At 57.6% G+C, this 20,626-nt stretch carries 11 protein-coding genes, 1 tRNA gene and 2 rRNA genes; 11 read left to right on the top strand and 3 right to left on the bottom strand.

The genetic code is table 11. From position 1 onward, the window contains the following. Window positions 1–47: 47 nt before the first annotated feature. On the bottom strand, window positions 48–1,298 hold the full coding sequence (prf1, locus tag LYZ69_06215) for a peptide chain release factor aRF-1 (GenBank protein MDV3278045.1): 1,251 nt from the start codon (window positions 1,296–1,298) through the stop codon (window positions 48–50). Between the two features lie 134 nt (window positions 1,299–1,432). Here prf1 and pyrH point away from each other — a divergent pair, with 134 nt between their 5' ends. From pyrH to LYZ69_06190, 5 genes are read left to right on the top strand one after another with little or no spacing between them, the layout of a single operon-like run. Next, complete coding sequence (gene pyrH / locus LYZ69_06210; GenBank protein ID MDV3278044.1) at window positions 1,433–2,098, top strand: UMP kinase; 666 nt, start codon at window positions 1,433–1,435, stop codon at window positions 2,096–2,098. Between the two features lie 25 nt (window positions 2,099–2,123). After that, the gene (locus tag LYZ69_06205) at window positions 2,124–3,098 is read left to right on the top strand and encodes a CNNM domain-containing protein (protein MDV3278043.1); all 975 of its coding nucleotides are present in this window, start codon (window positions 2,124–2,126) and stop codon (window positions 3,096–3,098) included. A gap of 58 nt (window positions 3,099–3,156) precedes the next feature. Further along, window positions 3,157–4,074 (top strand): ABC transporter ATP-binding protein, encoded by a 918-nt coding sequence (locus LYZ69_06200; protein MDV3278042.1) that lies wholly within the window; start codon window positions 3,157–3,159, stop codon window positions 4,072–4,074. Next, entirely contained in the window at window positions 4,071–4,811 is a 741-nt protein-coding gene (locus LYZ69_06195; protein MDV3278041.1) for an ABC transporter permease, read from the top strand. The genes LYZ69_06200 and LYZ69_06195 overlap by 4 nt, the downstream gene beginning before the upstream one ends. 13 nt (window positions 4,812–4,824) lie before the next feature. Then, window positions 4,825–5,241 (top strand): hemerythrin domain-containing protein, encoded by a 417-nt coding sequence (locus LYZ69_06190; GenBank protein MDV3278040.1) that lies wholly within the window; start codon window positions 4,825–4,827, stop codon window positions 5,239–5,241. Here LYZ69_06190 and LYZ69_06185 read toward each other — a convergent pair. Then, a tRNA-Leu gene (locus LYZ69_06185) sits at window positions 5,242–5,350 on the bottom strand. Window positions 5,351–5,394: 44 nt separating this feature from the next. Next, on the bottom strand, window positions 5,395–6,423 hold the full coding sequence (locus LYZ69_06180) for a phosphate uptake regulator PhoU (GenBank protein ID MDV3278039.1): 1,029 nt from the start codon (window positions 6,421–6,423) through the stop codon (window positions 5,395–5,397). A 75-nt stretch (window positions 6,424–6,498) separates the two neighbouring features. On the opposite strand from LYZ69_06180, the gene LYZ69_06175 reads away from it, so the two are divergent. The 6 genes from LYZ69_06175 (at window position 6,499) to LYZ69_06150 (ending at window position 20,484) form a co-directional block, all read left to right on the top strand. Further along, window positions 6,499–8,478 carry a 2-oxoacid:acceptor oxidoreductase subunit alpha gene (locus LYZ69_06175; GenBank protein MDV3278038.1) on the top strand — a complete coding sequence of 660 codons (1,980 nt, stop codon included), beginning with the start codon at window positions 6,499–6,501 and terminating at the stop codon, window positions 8,476–8,478. Next, window positions 8,468–9,436, top strand: coding sequence for a thiamine pyrophosphate-dependent enzyme (locus LYZ69_06170; protein MDV3278037.1), 969 nt, complete (start codon window positions 8,468–8,470; stop codon window positions 9,434–9,436). The genes LYZ69_06175 and LYZ69_06170 overlap by 11 nt, the downstream gene beginning before the upstream one ends. A 38-nt stretch (window positions 9,437–9,474) precedes the next feature. Beyond that, the gene (gene yjjX / locus LYZ69_06165; protein ID MDV3278036.1) at window positions 9,475–10,002 is read left to right on the top strand and encodes an inosine/xanthosine triphosphatase; all 528 of its coding nucleotides are present in this window, start codon (window positions 9,475–9,477) and stop codon (window positions 10,000–10,002) included. 34 nt (window positions 10,003–10,036) lie between these two features. Next, window positions 10,037–10,828, top strand: a complete 792-nt coding sequence (locus LYZ69_06160; protein MDV3278035.1) for a BtpA/SgcQ family protein — start codon at window positions 10,037–10,039, stop codon at window positions 10,826–10,828. 306 nt (window positions 10,829–11,134) lie between these two features. Then, window positions 11,135–12,558, top strand: a 16S ribosomal RNA gene (locus LYZ69_06155). A gap of 1,173 nt (window positions 12,559–13,731) precedes the next feature. Beyond that, window positions 13,732–20,484, top strand: a 23S ribosomal RNA gene (locus tag LYZ69_06150). The 16S and 23S rRNA genes sit together here, the layout of an rRNA operon. The last annotated feature ends 142 nt before the right edge of the window (window positions 20,485–20,626 follow it).

The following is a 20,626-nucleotide window of genomic DNA, read 5'->3' as shown; positions in this document are numbered from 1 at the left end:
CGGCGCCACGCTCGGAATTAAACCATTTGCGGTCCGGAGCGGCTGAATCAGCTGGTCCTGTAACGAAGGATCGAGGCAACGCCGCCGAACGACTTGAGCATGTTCCCTTCCTCTGTCCCTGACGATATCACCTCGACCTTCGAGCCGACTTGGAACGCCAATTCTTCCAGGACGTCGACCACGTCCTTCTCGGCCACTTCGTATTCCAGGGCGCCGCACTTCTTGCATGGCTCTGAAATCATCTCCTGCATCTTCTGCCCCTTTGTCGGGCCCTGAGCCATCTCCGACTTCGTCGTCCCGCACTTCTTGCACTTCGCCTCTACCCTCACAGTGTTGAGGTCGTCCGACACAAGCACGACCTCAGCGTTTGCCTTCTGGAGCGCCTCAAGGACGCGCGGCAGCCCGTAGACCGCGAGGCCGCCCTGTCTGTTCACTTCGAGGAGGAACTTCTGGACGAGCTTCTTCTCTTCGACCAGCCTAACGCCCTGCAGTGTGTCGGCCGCCTTCTCCACCAGCTCCCTGACGCCCTCCCTTCCCGAATAGGAAGTGTCGAGGACGGCAAGGACTTTCTTCTGCAGCTCGTAGTGCAAGTACTCTCCCTTGAGGAACTCCTCCTTAGTCGGCCCAGGGCCGCCCACTATCATTCCAGTCACCTTCCCTCCGTCGATGAAGACCCTCGTGGCGTGCTCGCCGACCCTGGTGTAGTAGTACGTGAGCTCCATCTCGCGACCCCGCTCGTACCTCCTGGCGCTCTGTCCTCCCTTCCTCGTCTTGCCCGAGATGCCGGAGGTGATGTGGTCGGGGATCTCTAGCCTGTCTCCGCTGAGTATCCCCAGCCCCGCCTCCGACGCGTCTATCGAGATGATGCCGTAGACCTTCTCCTCTCTCAGCATGTCCTTCAGCCACTCGAGGTGGAAGTGGTCGTCGCACTGGTACAGGTACGCTGTGACCGGTTTCGGTGGCACGATCTCGTTGAGGTTGATGACCTCGCTCCCGGGGCCGTTCGTGGGGAGGGCGCCGCAGAAGATGACCAACCCGTTGTCCGGCGTCGTCCTGTACAGCTTGAGCCTCTGCATCGTCCTCGTGAGGGCGTCTTGGACGTGGTTTCTCGTCGTATCAGACTTGATGTTGCCAGCCGTCCCCCACTCCTCCCGCAGGTTGGCTATGACCTCATGGATGGGCTTCTTCGGAGGCACGTACAGGGTGACCAGCTCGGTTCCTCTTCCCTCCTTGCTGGCGAGCTCAGAGATGAGCTTCCTTACCTTGTATAGCCTGACAGAGTCTGCTTTGGTTGACAATGCGGAGTATCCTCTACGTCAGGCGGCAGCGTCGTTCTTGAAGCGGGGTGCCTCAGGCATGCAGTTGCACCCGAAACACCCGCACCCATTTATAAAACCTACAGACACCAAACAACGAAAGCAGGTATCATGCGATGAAGGTGGTTCTGAGATTCGGGGGTTCGGTACTGGGGTCTCCTCCCAACGCCAAGCTGGTCGAGGAGTACGCGACTGTGCTCTCAAGCCTCACCGCCGAAGGGCATTCCATCGCCGTCGTGGTCGGAGGGGGCCAGATCTCAAGGAAGTTCATCGAGTCTGCGAGGGACCTCGGCCTCTCTTCCTTCCAGCAGGACACGATTGCCATCTTCGCCTCTAGGCTTAATGCGAGGCTGGTTGCAATGAAGTTCGGTGGCGTCAGCTCTGTGCCCACCTCGGTCGAAGCCATGCTCCAGAGGCTATCCAGAAACAGGATGTCCGTGATGGGCGGGCTGAAGCCAGGCATAACGACGGACGCAGTCGCGGCCCTTGTAGCGGAAAGGTGGAGGGCCGACTTGATGATCAAATGCTCTGACCAGGATGGCATCTTCACCGCCGACCCGCGGGTAAACAGGCGGGCGAAGAAGCTCGACAGAATCTCCTACGAGCGAATGCAGCAGATTCTCGGCGGCGAGCACAAGCCGGGAATCCACAGCATCGTCGACCCGGTCGCAGTCGAACAGCTGATGAAGTCGCGGGTCAAGCTCGTGGTCTTGAACGGGGCCAAGCCCAAGGGCGTGCTCAAGGCTGTCCACGGCCAAGTGATAGGCACGGTAGTCAGTTGAGGCAGCTGCGTGAAGGGTCGCAGGCATGGTTGAGCCCGTAGTCTTCGCTGCCCTCGGGGCAGCGACTTTCGTCTCATTCTGGGTTTCGCTCGTCGAGGCCACCTACCTCACCCTCCATCCCCTTTCGCTGAATTCGTCCATCAGCGACGGTTCCTCCAGGGCCAAGCACGCGCTCGAGATAGTCAACGATAAGACGAGGCTAATCAGCGTGACGACCCTGCTGGACACCATCTCGAACGTGGTGCTGGCCAGCTCCATCGGCTTGATCCTCGCCGAGACCTTCGGGCCGATTGGATGGGTCTACAGCGTGGTCGTCGGCTCCCTCATGATAATGATTCTACTCTCTCTGCTGCCGAAGGCAATCGGGATAGAGCACTCGCTGAGAATGGCGCTGTTTCTCGCCCCCAGTTCCAAGCTGCTGATGGACGGCTTCGCGCCCATCGCAGTTCCTCTCACCTCACTCGCCAGGGTGCTCTCGCAGGCCATAGTCGGAAAGCCAGCTTACAAGGAGGTCGACCTGGTGGATGAGTTCGAGGACGTAGTGACGATGCTCGAGAAGGCAGGCCACATCGAACCCGACGCAGGCAGGCTCCTTCGCTCCGCCCTCGGCTCGTCGAGGAGCGCTGCTCTGGACGTGATCACGCCCGCGGAACAAATAATCTCAATGCCGAGCGGCGGGACGGTGCTGGACGCGCTGAAGCTGATGGGCAGGACGAACCATCCGAGGATGCCAGTGTACGACGACAAGAGGCGAGAATACATCGGAGCGGTGACATTCAGGACTGTGTCCAAAGCAATAGACCGGGATCACTTTAGTGAAAGCATCCTCGATTACATGACCCAGCCGGCGAAGGTATTGAAGGACGAGGGTCTCGTTTCTGTCATGGAGAAGCTGCAGGATGCAGGTACGACAATCGCCTTCGTCTATGACGACGACAGGATGATAGGCATGATCACCCTCTCGGACATCATAGAGCGGGTGCTCGGCGTCAAGGTCTGACCCTTCCGCTCGGCAACATTCTATAACGACCGCCAGTTGTGGCACTGTAGAATTGGACATGGAAGGGCTCGACTGCGATCGGCTGACCAAGGTCTACAGCGGCTCAGGCGGCAAGACGGCCCTGGACTCGGTGGACATCGACATTCCATCCAAGGGCGTCTTCTCCCTGATAGGCATGAACGGCGCTGGAAAGACGACCCTCGTCAGGATTCTGGCCACGCAGCTGGAGCCGACCTCGGGAGGAGCGTCGATCAGGGGCATGGACGTGATGAAGGACGCGAAGAAACTGCGAGAGGTGATTGCCACTGTCCCCCAGGAGGCAAGGACGGTACCATGGATGACTCCCAAGCAGACGGTCCTCTCCTACCTGCTCTGGAGGGGCGTCGGCTACGGGGAGGCGAAGGCCAAGGCCTCGGAGGTGCTGGCGAAGGTGGGAATCGAGCACCACGAGGACACGCTCAACAGGCGCCTCTCTGGCGGGATGAAGAGGAAGGTGCTCGTGGCCACCGTCCTCGCTTCCGACGCAGAAATCATCTTCTTGGACGAGCCGACCACCGGCCTCGACCCAATCTCAAGGCGCGAACTCTGGACGTTCCTGGCCAACTTGGCGGAGGACAGGTTCCTGATTCTCACGACCCACTACCTCGAGGAGGCGGAACAGCTCGCCACCGTCATCGGGATACTGCACAAAGGGAAGGTCGTCGGGCTGGGCAGCCTCGACCAGCTCCGCTCCGAGGTCGGGTACCAGTACAGCATCATGGTCGCTTCAGCCAAGGAACTTCCTCCAGTCCCCGACGGCTTGGTGACGAGGGGACGCTCCGGGCAGACACAGATACTGACAGACGAGGTCGAGGCGCACAGGATCTCGAGGCAGCTCCTGGAGGACGGCTCCAAGTTCTCGATGAGCCGCATCTCTCTCGACGACATCTTCTTTCGTCTGGTGAACAAGAGCGAGGCAGGGGTCGTAGCCCGATGAAGTCCTGGGCTAGGCAGATACTCGCATCCGTGCTGGTGAACTCTGTCTACGAGATGAAGAACTACCCAGTAGTCCTCCTGAACACAGTCCTCTCCCCACTCTCTTTCCTGCTAGTCATCGCATTCGTCAGCAGGGGGCAGCTGATCGGCGAAGCGATCGAAGGCGGCTTCATAATGAGCATGTTCCAGAGCGGCATGTCTCTGCAGGGGGACCTCTCTCACCTGAAGAACGATTTCAAGCTCCAGGACATGGTTGTCAGCTCGCCGACCGCCCCGGCCGCCTACGTCAGCGGCATGGCACTGGCCGAGATCATCTATTCCCTCCCGGCCCTCGTCGTGCTCACAATCCTCGCTGCAATCTACATCCATCCTGGGGTGGTCCAGGCTCTTGAGCTCCTTTGCGTCTTCCTTCTGATGTTCCTCGCATCTGTGACTCTCGGGTTCACCCTTTCCACCTTCTCGAGCGACATTGTGCAGAGCTTCGCGTTCTCAAGGCTGATTTCCACGCTCTTCTCGACCCTCCCGCCTGTCTACTATCCGATTACCTACATACCTCTCCCCTACAGGTACATCGCTTACCTCTCTCCAACCACCTACGCCGCGGAGATAGCGCAGAGTGCTGCCGGTCTCGTCCCGCTCTCGACAATCGAGACAGCGGTCGCTTGGGTCGTCATGCTCGCAGTCGCTGCCGTCTTGTCGCTCATAGCCGTGAAGAAGGCGAGATGGAGGGAGGTCTGAAACGCCCCGCAAGATGGAACTGGAAGACCTGGTCGCAGTCCTAGTGGCGGAACACACCGAGATGAAGGCAGGACTGGAGAATCTCCGAAGCGCCTTGGAAGCTAGGGACTATGCGGCCGCCAAGGCGATCCTGGCGGGGCTCAAGGCCGTCTTCACGCGGCACATTGCGGACGAGGAGGCGCAGGTGCTCAAAGTCCTGATAGAAGCGTATGGGGTGAAGGGAGCAGAGGACGCGATCATGGTCTTCCGCCAGCACAGGCCGATGTACACGCTGATGGAGGCGATTGAGCGGTTCGCCGCGCTCTCCCCCGCCGAGCTCGAGTCGAAGGAAGAGGAGCTGAATGGGCTCTTCGGCCAGCACACTAAGGCGGAGGAGGAGCGCATCTTCCCGTGGGCCCTCTCGACCCACAGGTCAGGGACCCAGCATTAGTGCGGGGGGTGGGATTTGAACCCACGAACCCCTGAGGGACGGGATGTCCCATCCGAAGTATGGCCGGATCTTGAGTCCCGCACGTTTAACCAGGCTTCGTTACCCCCGCATCGCGCCCTATGCGAAAAGTGTGGATATAGGATGTACCCACACTTACTGGACGGTGGCTATCCTGCTCGTCTTCCTCAGCAGCCTGTGGGAGGCTATCTCGATGATGATGTTACAGTACCTGGCCAGTTGAGCGAAGTGCGATACCAAGACCCTGGCAAACCCGTACTCGCCAGTCTCCAGCATCTCGTGGGCTATCTCCTCCTCCAGCCTCAGCGTCTCCTCCACGAGCGCCGCTGACCTATCCAGCAGCTTGATGTCTGGCGCCAGCAGGCTCTCGACCGTGACGTTGAACGCCTCGCCCGCACTGGCAGCGAGCCCCCTGATCTTCTCCACCACGGCCAAATCCATCTTCGTCCCCTTCGACTTTAACCTGACCAGCTCCTCCGCTATGTCCAAGATTATGGCCCCAATCTCATCGAGCGTCTTCGCGCAGACCCTGTCGCCCGAGGCGTGGAGCGGCGACTCAATCCCTATCTCAGACGCCAGTTCCCTCCTGTTCAGTGCGACGAGCAGCTGCCTCGCTATCAGCCAGTAGAGTTCGTCGATCTCGTCTTGGACCCTCTTCACATCGTTCAGGCTCCCGGTCCTCTTCAGGTCCAGCGCCTCAACCACGTTGCCCAAGCTCTCTGAGACGAGCATCTGCAGCCGCTTGATCAGCGAATCGACCGGGAACTTGGTGGGGTCAGTGAAGCTCTGCGCGACGATGTGTCTGCTGTCAGACTCCACGACCTCCAGGCCGCGGAGCCTCTTAATCGTCTCGACAGCCTTGTCCACGGTCACCCTCCCGAGCGGGTTCCTGCTCACTATCTCTATCCTGTCGTAGCCAAGTGCGTACGAGCCGATGATGAGCCTCGCAAGCATCTCCCCGCTGCCCACCTGCTCCGCCCTGATCATGACCTTGCTCGACTTCTTCGCGCTCGTTGCAGGCATGAGCCTGAGCGTCCCGTCAGCGTCCTGCCTGAACAGGAGGCTGTCGCCGGGCCCCAATCGCAGGTCCTTGGCGAACTCTTTGGGTATCGACACCGATAGCGTCGAGTAGCCCACCTTCTGCACCTTCCTGAGCTCGTCCACGCGACCCAGCTGTAGTATATACTATATATACCATAGTCTTAAACGTCCGCCGAACATTCTCGCAAGAGATAACGTTTGAAGAGGAACGATTTCTCTTGGATGATCGGAGGCGTACAGGGCAGCGGGGTCGACACCTCGGCCAACATCTTCTCCAGGGCCGCCGCCGCCGGAGGCCTCTATGTCTTCGGCAAGAGGGAGTACTACTCGAACATCAAGGGTGAGCACAGCTACTTCCAGGTCAGACTCTCCAAGACCCTGATCAGGTCCCACGTGGACACGGTCGACATGCTCGCGACCTTCGAGGAGGAGACGATCTTCAGGCACGCCCTCGAGGTCCGAAAGGAAGGCGCGATAATCTACGACCCGGACCAGGGGATGAAGAGACTTGCAGACATACCGACAATCGAGCACAATGTAACTGAGTCCCTCGCCAAGAAGCTCTCGGGCAGCGACCTCTCGGCCGATGTCAACGGAATCCTGGAGCTAGCGAGGAGGGGTGGCGTGCACGTATACTCCATTCCCTACACAGACCTCCTCAAGAAGGTCGGCGAGAAGTGGGGCGAGACCTCGCTCAGCTCGCTGCAGAGGATGCTCAACGTCCTGGCAGTGGCTGCGTCGTTCGCACTCCTCTCCTACGACGAGGGGCTGGTTAAGGAAGCAATCAGGAAGCAGTTCAAGTCCAAGCCCAAGGTGGGGGACATGAACGCAAGCGCCGTCACTTTCACGTACGAATACGTCAAAGAGAAGTACAACGGCGGGTTCGGCTACAAACTCCAACCATCGAAGCCAAGCGAGACGCGCCTCTACGTCAGGGGAAACTCCACCGTGGCGATGGCCAAGGAGCTCGCAGGCTGCAGGCTCCAGACGTACTATCCCATCACTCCCGCCAGCGACGAGAGCGAGTACCTCGAGGCTCACGAGATAATCGACCTTGACGGCTCCGCTGGTCACGAGAACCCGCAGGTCGGAGAGGTCCAGACGATGCAGAACAAGGGCTCGATAGCAGTCGTCCAGACCGAGGACGAGATTGCGGCCATAACGATGGCCATCGGCGGCGGCCTTGCAGGCGTGAGGTCTGCGACCTCCACGTCAGGTCCCGGTTTCTCTCTGATGGCGGAGGGGCTCGGCTGGGCGGGGATGAATGAGGTCCCGGTCGTGGTCACGTTGTATTCAAGGGGCGGTCCGAGCACCGGCCTCCCGACCAGGCACGAGCAGGGCGACCTCAGGTTCGCTCTCCACGCCGGCCATGGCGAGTTCCCCAGGATGATACTCGCCAGCGGCGACCTTGAGGAGTCCTTCTACGACACCGTGAGGGCGTTCAACTACGCGGAGAAGTACCAGACTCCAGTCATCCACATGGTCGACAAGGCTCTCGCCAACTCCGACTCGACCATGGAGATGTTCGACGTCAACAAGGTAAAAATCGACAGGGGGCTGCTCCTCAGGGGCAGCGCGCCGGGCGCTGAGAACGGCGAGTTCAAGCGCTTCCAGCTCACGCCAAACGGCATCTCGCCCAGGCCGGCCTTGGGCACAAAGGGCGGCGTCTACTGGAACACTGGCGACGAGCACGACGAGCACGGCCACATCAGCGAGGACCCGACCAACCGCGATGTGATGATGGAGAAGAGGATGGGCAAGTTGGTCCTAGCAGACAAGGAGATACCGATTCAGGAGAGGGTGAACTTCTTCGGCCCGGAGAGCGCAGACGTGACGATCGTCAGCTGGGGGTCCCCAAAGGGAGCGATTCTAGACGCGATGGATTGGCTCAAGGAGGACGGAATCAAGGTGAACTTCCTCCAGATCAGATTGGTCCACCCATTCCCCACCGAATACGTCACCAAGGTGCTCTCGAAGGCGAAGAGGATAGTGGGAGTGGAGATGAACTACTCAGGGCAGCTGATAGGGATACTCAGGGAGAGGACATGCATCCCGGTCGAGCAGCTCGTCGTCAAGTACAACGGCAGGCCGATGTCGTCGGAAGAGGTCTACGACGCGATCAAGATGATAGCACAAGGAAAGGCTCCGAAGAGGATAGTGTTGAACCGTGGCGCTTAAGCTCTCAGACCTGAAGACGACGGCGCACAACGACTGGTGCCCCGGCTGCGGAGACTTCGGCATCCTCAACGCCGTCCAGATGGCGCTGGCCGAGATGAACGTCGACCCCACTCAAGCGGTCGTAGTCTCCGGCATCGGCTGCTCCGGCAAGGTCCCCCACTTCGTGAAGACCTACGGCGTCCACACTCTCCACGGCAGGTCGCTACCGTTCGCCACTGGCATCAAGCTCGCCAACCCCGACCTCGAGGTCATCTGCGAGGGGGGAGACGGTGACGGCATGGGAATAGGCGCAGGGCACTTCGTGAACTCCGGGAGGAGGAACGTGGACATGGTATACATCATCCACGACAACGAGGTTTACGGTCTCACAAAGGGTCAGGCGGCGCCGACGATGAAGCTCGGCATGAAGACGAAGTCGCTCCCCCTGCCGAACATCAACCAGGGCGTCAACCCGCTGATGCTCGCCATAGCCTCGGGGTACACGTTCGTCGCGCGCGGCTACTCGTACGACGTCAGGCACCTGAAGGACCTGATAATCAAGGCGGTCAGGCACAAGGGCTTCGCCTTCCTCGACGTCCTCCAGCCGTGCCCAACCTACAACGACGTCCAGACAAAGGAGTACTGGGCCGGCGAGGGGCGCCTCGACGCGAACGGCCGCATGCAGCCGAGGACGTACAAGCTCGAGGAGACGGGCTACGACGGCGTCGTCCACACCAGCGACGAGGCGGAGATGGAGAAGAAGGTCGGCCAGGCTGTGCTCAAGACGTTCGAGTTCGGAGACCGTACGCCAATCGGCGTCTTCTACCAGAACGAATTCGTCCCCACATACGAAGAGAGACTGACCGGCAGGATGCCCTCCTACAGGACCAATCCACCAGCGAAGCAGGAGATAGCGAGGCCAGACGGCACGCCTTTAGCTAGCATCAGGAAGATGCTCGACGAACTCCGTGTGGCGTAGGCCAACATCTTATCAACCGCGCCCCTACTCGCCGACCGTTGATCATAGCAGTCGGCACCAAGAATCCGGCCAAGTTGGAAGGCATCAGGCGCGCGTTTACGCAGTATTACGACGACGTCAAACTGCGCCCGGTTGACTCCTCTTCGGTGGCCAGACCGCAGCCCGTCGGCCTCGTGCAGATGGTCGAGGGAGCAATCGCGAGGGCCAGGTTCGCAATATCAAACACGGGCGACGATTTCGGCGTCGGAGTGGAGGCTGGTATCTTCATGATAGGCGACGGTTACTTCGACCACCAGCAGGCGGCGGTGGTCGACTCGAAGGGCAGGGTCTCCCTCGGCCACTCTGCCGGCTACCCACTTCCGCGCGGAGCCATGGAAAGCATGGTCAAGGATGGCAAGGAGCTCGAGCAGTTCGCAGAAGCGCTCAGCGGCGTCGGACAGATAGGCGACAAGGGCGGGTTGGTCCATTACCTGACGAAGGGGAAGATGACGAGGGCAGACCTCACGCAGCAGTGCGTCACGACTGCGCTCGTGCCGTGGCTCCACCCCGACGTCTACTGGCCCTGAAATCTTTTAATCGCCACAGGCCTTGCGACCCATCGTGAAGTTCAAGCAACTCTTCCGAGGGAAACCCATCATCGGCATGATCCACATGCCCCCGCTCCCGGGCGCCCCGGATAACACGATGTCCATGAATGAGCTGACCAAGTTCGCACTCTCCGAGGCTGACAAGCTCGAGCGGGCCGGCCTCGACGCATGCATAGTGGAGAACGTGGGCGACACGCCGCTGCTCAAAGGTGACCTTCCTCCCTACACCATCGCGGCCATGGCCAACGTCACGAAAGAGGTCGTCAAGCACACGAAGATGAAGGTCGGAGTCAACATGCTCCGCAACGCGTGCGAGGAAGCGCTCTCCGTGGCCCACGTGGCCGGCGCACAGTTCATCCGCTGCAACGTCCTCATCGGCGCGTACGCGACCGACCAGGGCATCATCGAGGGCTGCGCAGCGCGAGTCGCCCGCCTGAAGAAGGAGCTCTCCTCCGAGGTCCTCGTCTTCGGGGACGTCCACGTCAAGCACGCCTACCCGATCTTCAACGTCGAGATAGAGTACGCCGCCCAGGATTTAGCGGAGAGGGGAGGCGCTGACGCCGTCATTGTCTCCGGCCCACGCAGCCCAGTCCCACCGTCTTACGAACGCGTCAGGAAAGTGAAAGGCGCCATCACCAAGCCCGTCCTCATCGGGAGCGGCATCGGCCTCTCCAACGTCAGGAGGTTCTACGACATCGCGGACGGCGTCATCATCGGCGAGCCCGACTTCAAGGTCGGGGGCGTGTGGGGCGGCCCGAGCGACGAGAAGGCCTACGCCAAGGCAGTCAGGCTCTGCTGGAGGTAGCGCCCCCGCACGCTCGCCATTTCATATTGCACACTCCCTGGTAATTCCTTCACGAATATTCGGCCTCCCGTTGCCCTCAGGGTGTCGAATTAACACGATAACGCATATATATCGACCCAAGGCCTCGCGAGAATTTGCGCATTAATTGGCGGCGTCTGCCTTGAGCAAAGGGCCGAGCCCGAACGCCATGAGATGCATGACCTCCAGGTGCGCGTACAGCATGGAGATCTAACGTAACGAGTTAGATCCGACGTGGGTTGTGCTTTACACCTCGCAGAAATGCGTGGTCGTACTCCTCGATAATTGACTCCGGTTGATCCTGCCGGACCCGACTGCTATCGGATTGGGATTTAGCCATGTTAGTTGTGCGCGCTCGGCTACGAGAGGCGCAGCATACGGCTCAGTAACACGTAGTCAACCTACCCTGGAGGTGCGGATAAACCCGGGAAACTGGGGCTAATACGCGATAGATGACCTCATCTGGAAGGAGAGGTCGTCCAAAAGGCGGCACGGGTATGCTCCGTGCCTTCCGCTCCAGGATGGGACTGCGGCCGATCAGGCTGTTGGCGGGGTAATGGCCCACCAAACCTGTAACCGGTACGGGCTTTGAGAGAAGGAGCCCGGAGATGGACACTGAGACAAGGGTCCAGGCCCTACGGGGCGCATCAGGCGCGAAAACTTCGCAATGCGCGAAAGCGTGACGAGGCTAGTCCGAGTGCTCCCCGCTGAGGGGGGCTTTTCTCGGCTGTAAATAGGCCGGGGAATAAGGGGAGGGCAAGTCTGGTGTCAGCCGCCGCGGTAATACCAGCTCCTCGAGTGGTCGGGACGATTATTGGGCCTAAAGCACCCGTAGCCGGTTCCGTAAGTCCTCTGTTAAATCCAACCGCTCAACGGTTGGCCTGCAGAGGATACTGCGGGACTAGGAGGCGGGAGAGGCGGACGGTACTCCGCGTGTAGGGGTAAAATCCTTTGATCCGCGGAAGACCACCAGTGGCGAAGGCGGTCCGCCAGAACGCGCTCGACGGTGAGGGGTGAAAGCTGGGGGAGCGAACCGGATTAGATACCCGGGTAGTCCCAGCCGTAAACGATGCGAGCTAGATGATTCGATCGCAGTTCGCGATCGAAGTGTCGCAGGGAAGCCGTTAAGCTCGCCGCCTGGGGAGTACGGTCGCAAGGCTGAATCCGAGGCGCCGGAGAGATCTCCGACGTTCGGCAGTTCACTTAAAGGAATTGGCGGGGGAGCACCACAAGGGGTGAAGCCTGCGGTTCAATTGGAGTCAACGCCAGGAAACTTACCAGGAGCGACAGCAGGTTGAGGGTCAGGCTGAAGACTTTACCTGACGAGCTGAGAGGAGGTGCATGGCCGTCGCCAGCTCGTGCCGTGAGGCGTCCTGTTAAGTCAGGCAACGAGCGAGACCCTTGCCGGTAATTGCTAGTCGGGGTAGCAGTATCCCGAAGGCTAGTTACCGGGACTGCCGCTGCTAAAGCGGAGGAAGGAGAGGGCCACGGCAGATGACGTTGCCTATGTTCCCTTAGATACGCTCCAAGCAATAACATCCTTGGTACGTAGAATTGCCTAACCTTCGTGCCTCGAAGACTGAGTTCACAAGACTCTTCAAAGAGGTCCGAAGGCTGACAAGGAACTTCACGTGCTTCGAACCGGAAATGCTTACGGAGAAGCCACGCAGGATTCTCGTTCTGAGAGTCATGCTAGGCCTCTCTCAGCAGCAATTCGAATCAATTCTGGGTCGGAGCCACGGAAACACCACCAAGTACGAAACCGGTCTCATACCGACAATGAGGTCGGACACCGCTTCCAGGATGATCAACACATTCATCGAACGCAAGCCCGCGAACAGAGGTTTGCGGGACGCGCTCCAGCATCTGGAGACACTCAGAGCCGAGTCGAAAGGATGGTTCCAAGCTCACGAAGGCGAGCAACGCGCGACTTCCGCTGCCCGCAAGGGTGCGGTATCCCTTCTAGCAAAGATCGCCACTGACCAAGAACGAATGGTCATGGTTGCTTTGGCTAGGAAGGAAATTGTCGCGAAAACGAACCTTCCTTTGGACGCGAACAACAGTGTCACAGCAGACATCTACATCGACAGACCGTCTCAAACGGTCATCCAGTGCAGAAGAATCAAAAGTCGAAATCGCAATACGCACAGGCGGGCAATCGAAGATTTGGCTTACCAAGGATTCAGAATACGGAAATACGTACCCAAGGCGAGAATCGTCGCCTTCATAGAATCAGACACTCCCCTTACGAACGGAGAATCATACCTCCTAAGCGAGTCGTACGATTCATTCGTGAGGGATACAGAATCGCTGTTGAGCTTACTGCTTGGAACGTAGGGGTTAGAACATGGACACGTCAGCCGAAGTCAGTATGCCCCGAAACTCCTGGGCCACACGCGGGCTGCAATGGTAGGGACAGTGGGTCCCGACCTCGACAGAGGAAGGCAATCCTCAAACCCTACCCCAGTTGTGATTGAGGGCTGAAACCCGCCCTCATGAATATGGAATCCCTAGTAACCGCGTGTCATCACCGCGCGGTGAATACGTCCCTGCTCCTTGCACACACCGCCCGTCGCTTCACCCGAGTTGGGTTTAGGCGAGGCCAGCTCTTGTTGGGCTGATCGAACCTAAGTTCGGCAAGGGGGGAGAAGTCGTAACAAGGTGGCTGTAGGGGAACCTGCAGCCGGATCACCTCCTTAGAAACGAACTCGGGGAGTGCGACCACGCACTGCAACGAGGAAGTATCTATGTAAAGCACGATCCATGGAAGATGCAACACCACGTCGATTCGACTAGGTGTGAAGGGCCAGCGGCCCGCCCGCAAGGCGGAACCGCGATTAAGCCGTGCATAGGGTTCGCGCAAGCATCCGCCGGGATGTTTACTCATCCGTACGCAACGACGCCGTATGGTGGATGACTTGGCTTGGGTGGCGAAGAAGGACGTGGCAAGCTGCGATAAGCCCAGGGGAGGAGCATGCAGCCTTTGATCCTGGGATCTCCGAATGGGTTAGAACCTACCGGGATTGCCGCAAGGCGTTCCGGTGCTCCGCGAGGAGCGCGAACGCTGGGGAAGGAAACATCTGAGTACCAGCAGGAAGAGAAATCAATTGAGATCCCGTTATTAGCGGCGAGCGAAAACGGGAAAGCCCAAACCGAATCCCTTGCCGAAAGGTAAGGGAGATGTAGGGTTCGCCGCCGGCGCTTGCAACCCTGGAAAGGAACGGCCGAACTCGCCTGGAAAGGCGGAGAACACAGTGTGATACTCACGTAGGCTGGGCCCGACCGAGGTTGTGTCGGCGACAGAGTACCTGGCCTCGTCAATGGCTAGGGAAGACTGGGGGAAAGCAGCCTCCAAGGCTAAACACTACCCAAGACCGATAGAGAACTAGTACCGCGAGGGAAAGTTGAAAAGTGCCCCGAAAGGGGTGTGCAAAGAGCCTGAAACCATACGGTTACAGACGTGCGCGGCATGAAAGGAGTACGATCCTTGAGCGAGTTCCCGCAAGGGAGCTCAATCGGGGGTAAGCGCTCCGGTGTCGCGCATTCCGTCTAGAATTTCAGTTGAGGGGCGTTTAACTGGATGAGGGCATTCAGATGCTGGCGTGACGAACGAGAGTCTAGCATACATTCTAGGATTCACATTCGGAGATGGCAGCATCTCCAGGGTCGGGTTCTCGGTCAGATTATATGACCAGAATCTCCACTTCGTAGAATCTGTCTTGAAGCCAAGATTCATCGAGTGTTTTCGCGAAGAACCAAAGATTTACCACGATGTCACAAACAACTCGTACACGTTATACAGGAGTTCGAAAGCCATGTGGAGCAAACTCCACGAGCTCGGAGTCCCTGCAGGCACGAAGGCGAGAATCATCGTTGTTCCCAATTCAATCTCTTCATCAAATGCCGGAACAAAATCCGAATTCCTCAGCGGAGTCTTCGATGCAGAGGGAACAGCAGTTACTTTCAAGGAAGTCGACAGACACCCGAGAGGCTATCGAAACTTCGCGGTCAAAATGTACAGTCCACGGTTCATCGATGGTCTCAGGAAGCTATTACTCGAAGTGTCAGACGAGTTCAGGCCCAGAGTTTATCATTACGCTTATGGCTCGATTCTGAGGTTAAACGGGAAGAAACAGATGGAACTCGTATCGTCACGTTTGCGTCTGATGCACCCTCGTTTCAGTCCGCCTGCTCGCTGATCTAGAAACACGGGCCAGGGAGTTAATTGTCATGGCGAGCCTAAGGGTTCGAAGCCCGGAGGCGAAGCGAAAGCGATTCTCCGCAGCCCCGCAAGGGGTCAGGGAGGAGGTGCGAAAGTGCCTTAAAGTCATGGCGGTTTAGACTAGAAACCAAGTGATCGTGCCCTCGACAAGGTGAAGCCGGGCGAAAGCCTGGTGGAAGCCTGAAAGGGTCTTAACGTGCAACTTAGTCCCCTGATCGGGGGCAAGGGGCCAAAAGCCTATCTAACTTGGTGATTGCTAGTTCCCACCGAAGCGGATCCCAGTCCTGTCTCCGTCGATGTTGCTGACGCTGTAGAGCACCAATAAGAAGACAAGGCTCCGAAAGGGGCCACCTTCCTTTTGAACTCCGAATGTGTCAGCGCAGAAGAAGCGGGGAAGCGGGTTTATGTGGGGTAAGCCTCATAACCGAGAGGGGATTAACCCAGACTGAAGTTAAGGCCCCCAAATGCGGGCTAAGTGTCAAGCCAAAGGGCGTCTTTGAGCTCAGACAGCAGGGAGGTAGGCTTAGAAGCAGCCACCCTTCAAAGATAGCGTAACAGCTCACCTGCCGAGCTTGAGGGCCCCGAAAATGGACGGGACTAAAGCCTGCTGCCGATACTTCAGACAACTTGTTTGAGACAAGTTTGTGGTAGGTGGGCGTGGAGATTGGGCGGAAGCCGGGCCGTGAGGTCCGGTGGACCGATTTCCAGTGCAGATCCTGGCAGTAGTAGCAGCCAAGTCGGGTGAGAATGATGTATTGGCGCATTAATAGGGTGTGCACCTCACTGTAGAGGTACCATTCCTGTGCTGGACCTGGGTGATTTAATCCCTGAAGCATTCGCAGGAATTCGAATCACCAAGGAAGCATCAAGCAGCGTCCAGCCTTAGATGGAATTCTGGTCCAAGAGCATGGGCATACCCCTGGCCAAGTTCAGGAAACCATCCGTCCGGCTCAAGGAAAGGGCCGGGCGAAGCGATTATGGTACAATTTCAATCCGGATAAACTCCGGAATACTGGGAACACTATTCGTTTTCTGGACTGACCAGCTGATGCGAGAATATACGTCCTCATTTCCTGACCGCCGCAAGGGCACGGGTTTCCTGGCAATGCGTCGTCAGCCAGGAGTTAGCCGATCCTAAGTGTATCCTCAACAGGGAAACACGAACCAGGGAAACTGGTCAAAATTCCAGTGCCTTTGACGCGTCAATCGCTCGCAAGAGCGGGAATCGGCTCCGATGCTTTGGGATAGGACGTGCAGAGTTTATCGCTCTGTCTAATCTTTCGAGCCATGGGGAGTGTCGTAATGACGAGAACCGTGGCGAGAGGAGAATGGCCGCCCGTTGGGGTGGTTCGCTCAATTCTCGGAGACCTTGAAGACGGAGTTGGAAAGACGCATCGAAGTTCGTACCCAGATCCGACACCGGTGCCCCTAGGTAAGAAGCCTAAGGCGTGTCGGGGAACTGTAGGTAAGGGAACTCGGCAAATAGGTCACAGGAGCTCGTTTTTTGTTGTCACCGCGGTGCTTTTATGGAAAAGCACATTCCCTTTACGGTGATAACTATCCGAGTTTACAAAATGCTTGCAGTGATACTGGCTGATGGTTCAGTTGACTTCGGTCCAAGATACACAACCACATTCACAGAACAACCGGAAGTAGTCCGCAGACTCATCAAGGAGTTCAGCTCGATAGACGGTCTCAAGATTGTCTGGAAGACGGACCGCCTATACAATTCACTACGGGCAAGGGCTTATGGGAAGGACCTTACGGACTTGATAGGTCGCCTCGTAAGAACTACAAGGACAAGGAAGTTCGAGACATATCCAAGATCGCCAAATGGTAAGATTGGATATCCAAGAATCAGACTGCCTCGTCCCATCTTCGACAACAAAAAGCTCGCATCAGAATTCCTGAAGTACTACTCCACTTGCGATGGTGGGCCTGAATTTCTGGTCTACCGGAGAACAAGTGGCTCCATACAATTGGGGACAGGAATTCAGATAGGTTGCTTCAATCCGCACCTCAGAAAGCAGCTCAAGACACTCTTCAATGGACTAGGCATCCAACTTTCAGAGAGGAAGGAAGGCCTGACAATCAAATCGCTTGAAGCCATGGAAAAGTTCAGGGAATCCATCGGATTCCTGAAAGAGTCCAAGGTCAGAAGAGGCAAGCTCTTCCGTGGTTTTCCGAAGAACGATGTCATCGACTTCATGATAATCTGTCGTCGAATCTCCGTGAAGAGACAGTGGATCAATCCTAACTTCAGCAAGACTGAACCGTTGGAAGGTTTCCTGCAAGAATGTTTACGCTCAATTCGAGATGCACGCAAGTTCAAGGATTTATTCCTTCGAATCGGCGTGGATCTCAACTCCGAGCTCATTGGACCTAGCTGAAATCAGCCACGTACGTTAGCTAGAAGTGGTGCCTGCGTTCGTCATGAGAAATGGCGTTCGCAGGTTGCAATAACAAGGGGGTCCCGACTGTTTACTATTTCGCGCATGCCTCTCAAAAGGGGGTATCGCGAAGTAAAGAATCAGCACGGGCCTCTGACAGAGAGCCACGACTGAGGTAAGAAACACAGTAAAGCGCAAGTCCGAAAGGATGTGTACGCTTTATGAATCCTGGCCAGTGCAGGTACCTAAAACCCGGGTTCAACTGGGCTAAGGGCCTGTAAACGCCGGGAGTAACTCTGACTCTCTTAAGGTAGCCAAATGCCTTGTCGGGTGAGTTCCGACGTGCATGAATGGACCAACGAGGGCCCCGCTGTCCCTATCTACGACCCGGCGAACCTACGTAAGGTGGACGAACAGTCCATCGACTTCCATCGGGGAGAGAAGTCCCTGTGGAGCTTTACTGCAGCTTGTTGCTGCGATGCGGTTGCGGTTGCAGAGTGTAGCTGGGAGCCTTCGAAGCGCTGCCTTCGGGTGGCGTGGAGGCAACAATGTAACACCAGCCTCTCACGACTGCGTCGCTAACTTCCAAGGAAGGACAACGGCAGGTGGGCAGTTCGGCTGGGGCGGCACCCTCTTGAAAAGATATCGAGAGGGCCCTAAGGTCGGCTCATCCGGGTCAGAAACCGATGAGCAGAGCAGCTTAAATTGCCCTCAACCACAGATATATTGAGCAATGTCCGACAACATATACGCTGTGGCCGAGGACGATTTTCACACAAAACTGTGGAAGCGGCTCCTTGAGAAAGGAACCGTCAAGCATGCCGCCGACAGTCTCAAACTGAGCTCCAAGCAACTGTATAGGTGGAAGGAGGGCGAAGCTTGCTATCCGCTTTCAGCATTGAACAAACTTTGCGACTTGGCCAGGATGAAGCCAAGGATCGCATACATCAGGACAAGGTACGACAGCGAAAGACTATTCGAACCAAGGGTCGAACAGAAGTTGAACCGGGAGTTCGCAGAATTTCTGGGTCATCTACTGCACGATGGTGGAATAGACACAGACCGGAGGGTTCACTACACCTCCGACGAAGAGTCACTCCTGAACAGGTTCCGACGACTGGTCGAGATCTGCTTCGGAAGAACACTGGTCAGATCGCGCCCAAGTGGCGTGGCAACGACACTCTACTACCCTGCAATCATCGGAGTGCTGCTGGAGAGGAACCTTGGGTTGCCGAAGGGCAGCAAGGTCCAATCCGACATCGGCATTCCAGAATCGATCAAACGAAAGCTGACAACGCGGAACTTAATAGTTCCATACGTTGCAGCAGCATACTACTGCGATGGCGAAAGCGGGAGGGCAAGAATAGCGCTCGCTTCGAAGGAAACAACGAAGCCACCCAGATTGCTTAGAGACCTCGGAGACTTGTTGGCAGCCCTGGACTTCAAGACAATCAGAATCTCGCCGTCTTCGAAATACGCTACTCAAAGTGGTGTGCACAGAAGATGGGTTCTGAGCTTGAACAACAGGAAGGAGGGAAAGCGATTCCTCCAAACAGTTCACGATTATCGCTCTGCTAACATCGGCTGGAACTCCGGAGTTGACGGCAAGGCGAAAAGCCGGCCTGACTGGGCGCTTAAACGCAGAGCGTCCAGCCGCGAAAGCGTGGCCTAGCGATCCTCCGTGTCCTCACTGTTGGGGGCCGGAGGTGACAGAAAAGTTACCCCAGGGGTAACAGGCTCGTCGCGGGCGAGAGCTCCAATCGACCCCGCGGTTTGGTACCTCGGCCCATTTGTGGGCCTTGGGGCAAGATCGTGGTAACGCGATTGAAGTATCCGCAGAAAAAATACGAGTATCGGCTTATATCGGCGAAACCCGACCTCCTTTATCCAGGACGCCCTTCGGGGCGCTTTGGGAAGAGCGGGAGAGGGCAACGCCGAGGGAAGTCCAACGGGACGAAGCACTCCGAAACATGGAAGGTTCAGCGGTGTACGGCGGACCAGCAGCAGCATTCGTCGAGCGTGCAGCTCGGGCAGTCTCTGGGCGACTTTGCCTTTCGGCATTCGTCTGGGGAGCACCCGCAGTCGGCGCACTTGATCGTGCTCATGCAGGTTCGTCCGGAACGCCGCGACAAAAAGATGTGGTAGCATACGGCGGTAGCAGCGCGAGATTTCACGGTCCTTACCCAGACATCGATTCAGGGAAGCACGGATTCCGCGACAGGCGGCTCGCCAAATTGGACGGCGTCAACGAGTCCGGCGACCCCGGCCGCTTCAAGCATCGATTCAGCAAACCTCGATTCCAAGGGCCAAGAGTCTCAAAGCTGCTAACATCCCGGATGCCACCGAAAATCAGCGAGAGGAAACGACCTAACCGTTGTGACCCCGTAACGACTGAGCGCGCAGAAGATGTGCGTAATGAGATGGCTCGGAGGGCAAGCTCGAGTATCCCGCAAGGGACGCGTCACGTTCCGACGTGCCGCGACATACGCTCGGGTGCGCCATTCAAAACTCCTGCCATCATACGCCGACCCCCCGTTGTGCGCGGGGGTGAAGACATAGTCTAACTCCAAGAGTAATCTTGGGCAAAGTTGCGATGTCGGCTCTTCCCATCCTGGTCCTGCAGCAGGGGCCAAGGGTGGGGCTGCTCGCCCATCAAAGGGGAACGTGAGCTGGGTTTAGACCGTCGTGAGACAGGTCGGCCTCTACCTGATGGAAGCGGTGGTTCACTGAGGGGAAGCCCTGCCCAGTACGAGAGGAACAGCGGGGCGTTGCCTCTGGCGTACCGGTCGTCCGAGAGGGCGCCGCCGGGCAGCTAAGCAATCGTGGATAACCGCTGAAAGCATCTAAGCGGGAAGCCACTCCCGAGAAGAGTGAGCCTTTTGTCCAAACCTCTCTCCGCAAGGAGGGAGGGGCGAACAGAGAAGGGATCCAGTAGAAGACTGGTTTGAAGTAGTCGCGGTGTACGCAAGAAGCCCGCAAGGGCGACTTGTTCAGCCGGTCGACCAACTATCTCCCAACGCAGGATGGGTATCTCCCGGCGGAGGCGCAATGAACCCTATGCGCGGCAACGACTCTTCTGATTTGGAATCGAAGATATCATACAAACCAAAGCACACGGAAGTCACGCACGGAGCTTTGTTTTCCAGACGTAATGAATGGTTATAATTA

It is taken from the genome of Nitrososphaerales archaeon (genome assembly GCA_032906765.1).
In the GTDB taxonomy this organism is placed as follows: Archaea; Thermoproteota; Nitrososphaeria; order Nitrososphaerales; family Gagatemarchaeaceae; genus DASPPF01.
The sequence above is the reverse complement of the archived record's forward strand: the minus strand, read 5'-3'. Positions and strand labels throughout refer to the sequence as shown.

Bases quoted from the DNA above. Each gene is read 5' to 3' on its own strand.
- LYZ69_06200 (MDV3278042.1), top strand. From the start codon at position 3,157: ATGGAAGGGCTCGACTGCGATCGGCTGACCAAGGTCTACAGCGGCTCA.
- pyrH (MDV3278044.1), top strand. From the start codon at position 1,433: ATGAAGGTGGTTCTGAGATTCGGGGGTTCGGTACTGGGGTCTCCTCCC.
- LYZ69_06205 (MDV3278043.1), top strand. From the start codon at position 2,124: ATGGTTGAGCCCGTAGTCTTCGCTGCCCTCGGGGCAGCGACTTTCGTC.
- LYZ69_06195 (MDV3278041.1), top strand. From the start codon at position 4,071: ATGAAGTCCTGGGCTAGGCAGATACTCGCATCCGTGCTGGTGAACTCT.
- LYZ69_06190 (MDV3278040.1), top strand. From the start codon at position 4,825: ATGGAACTGGAAGACCTGGTCGCAGTCCTAGTGGCGGAACACACCGAG.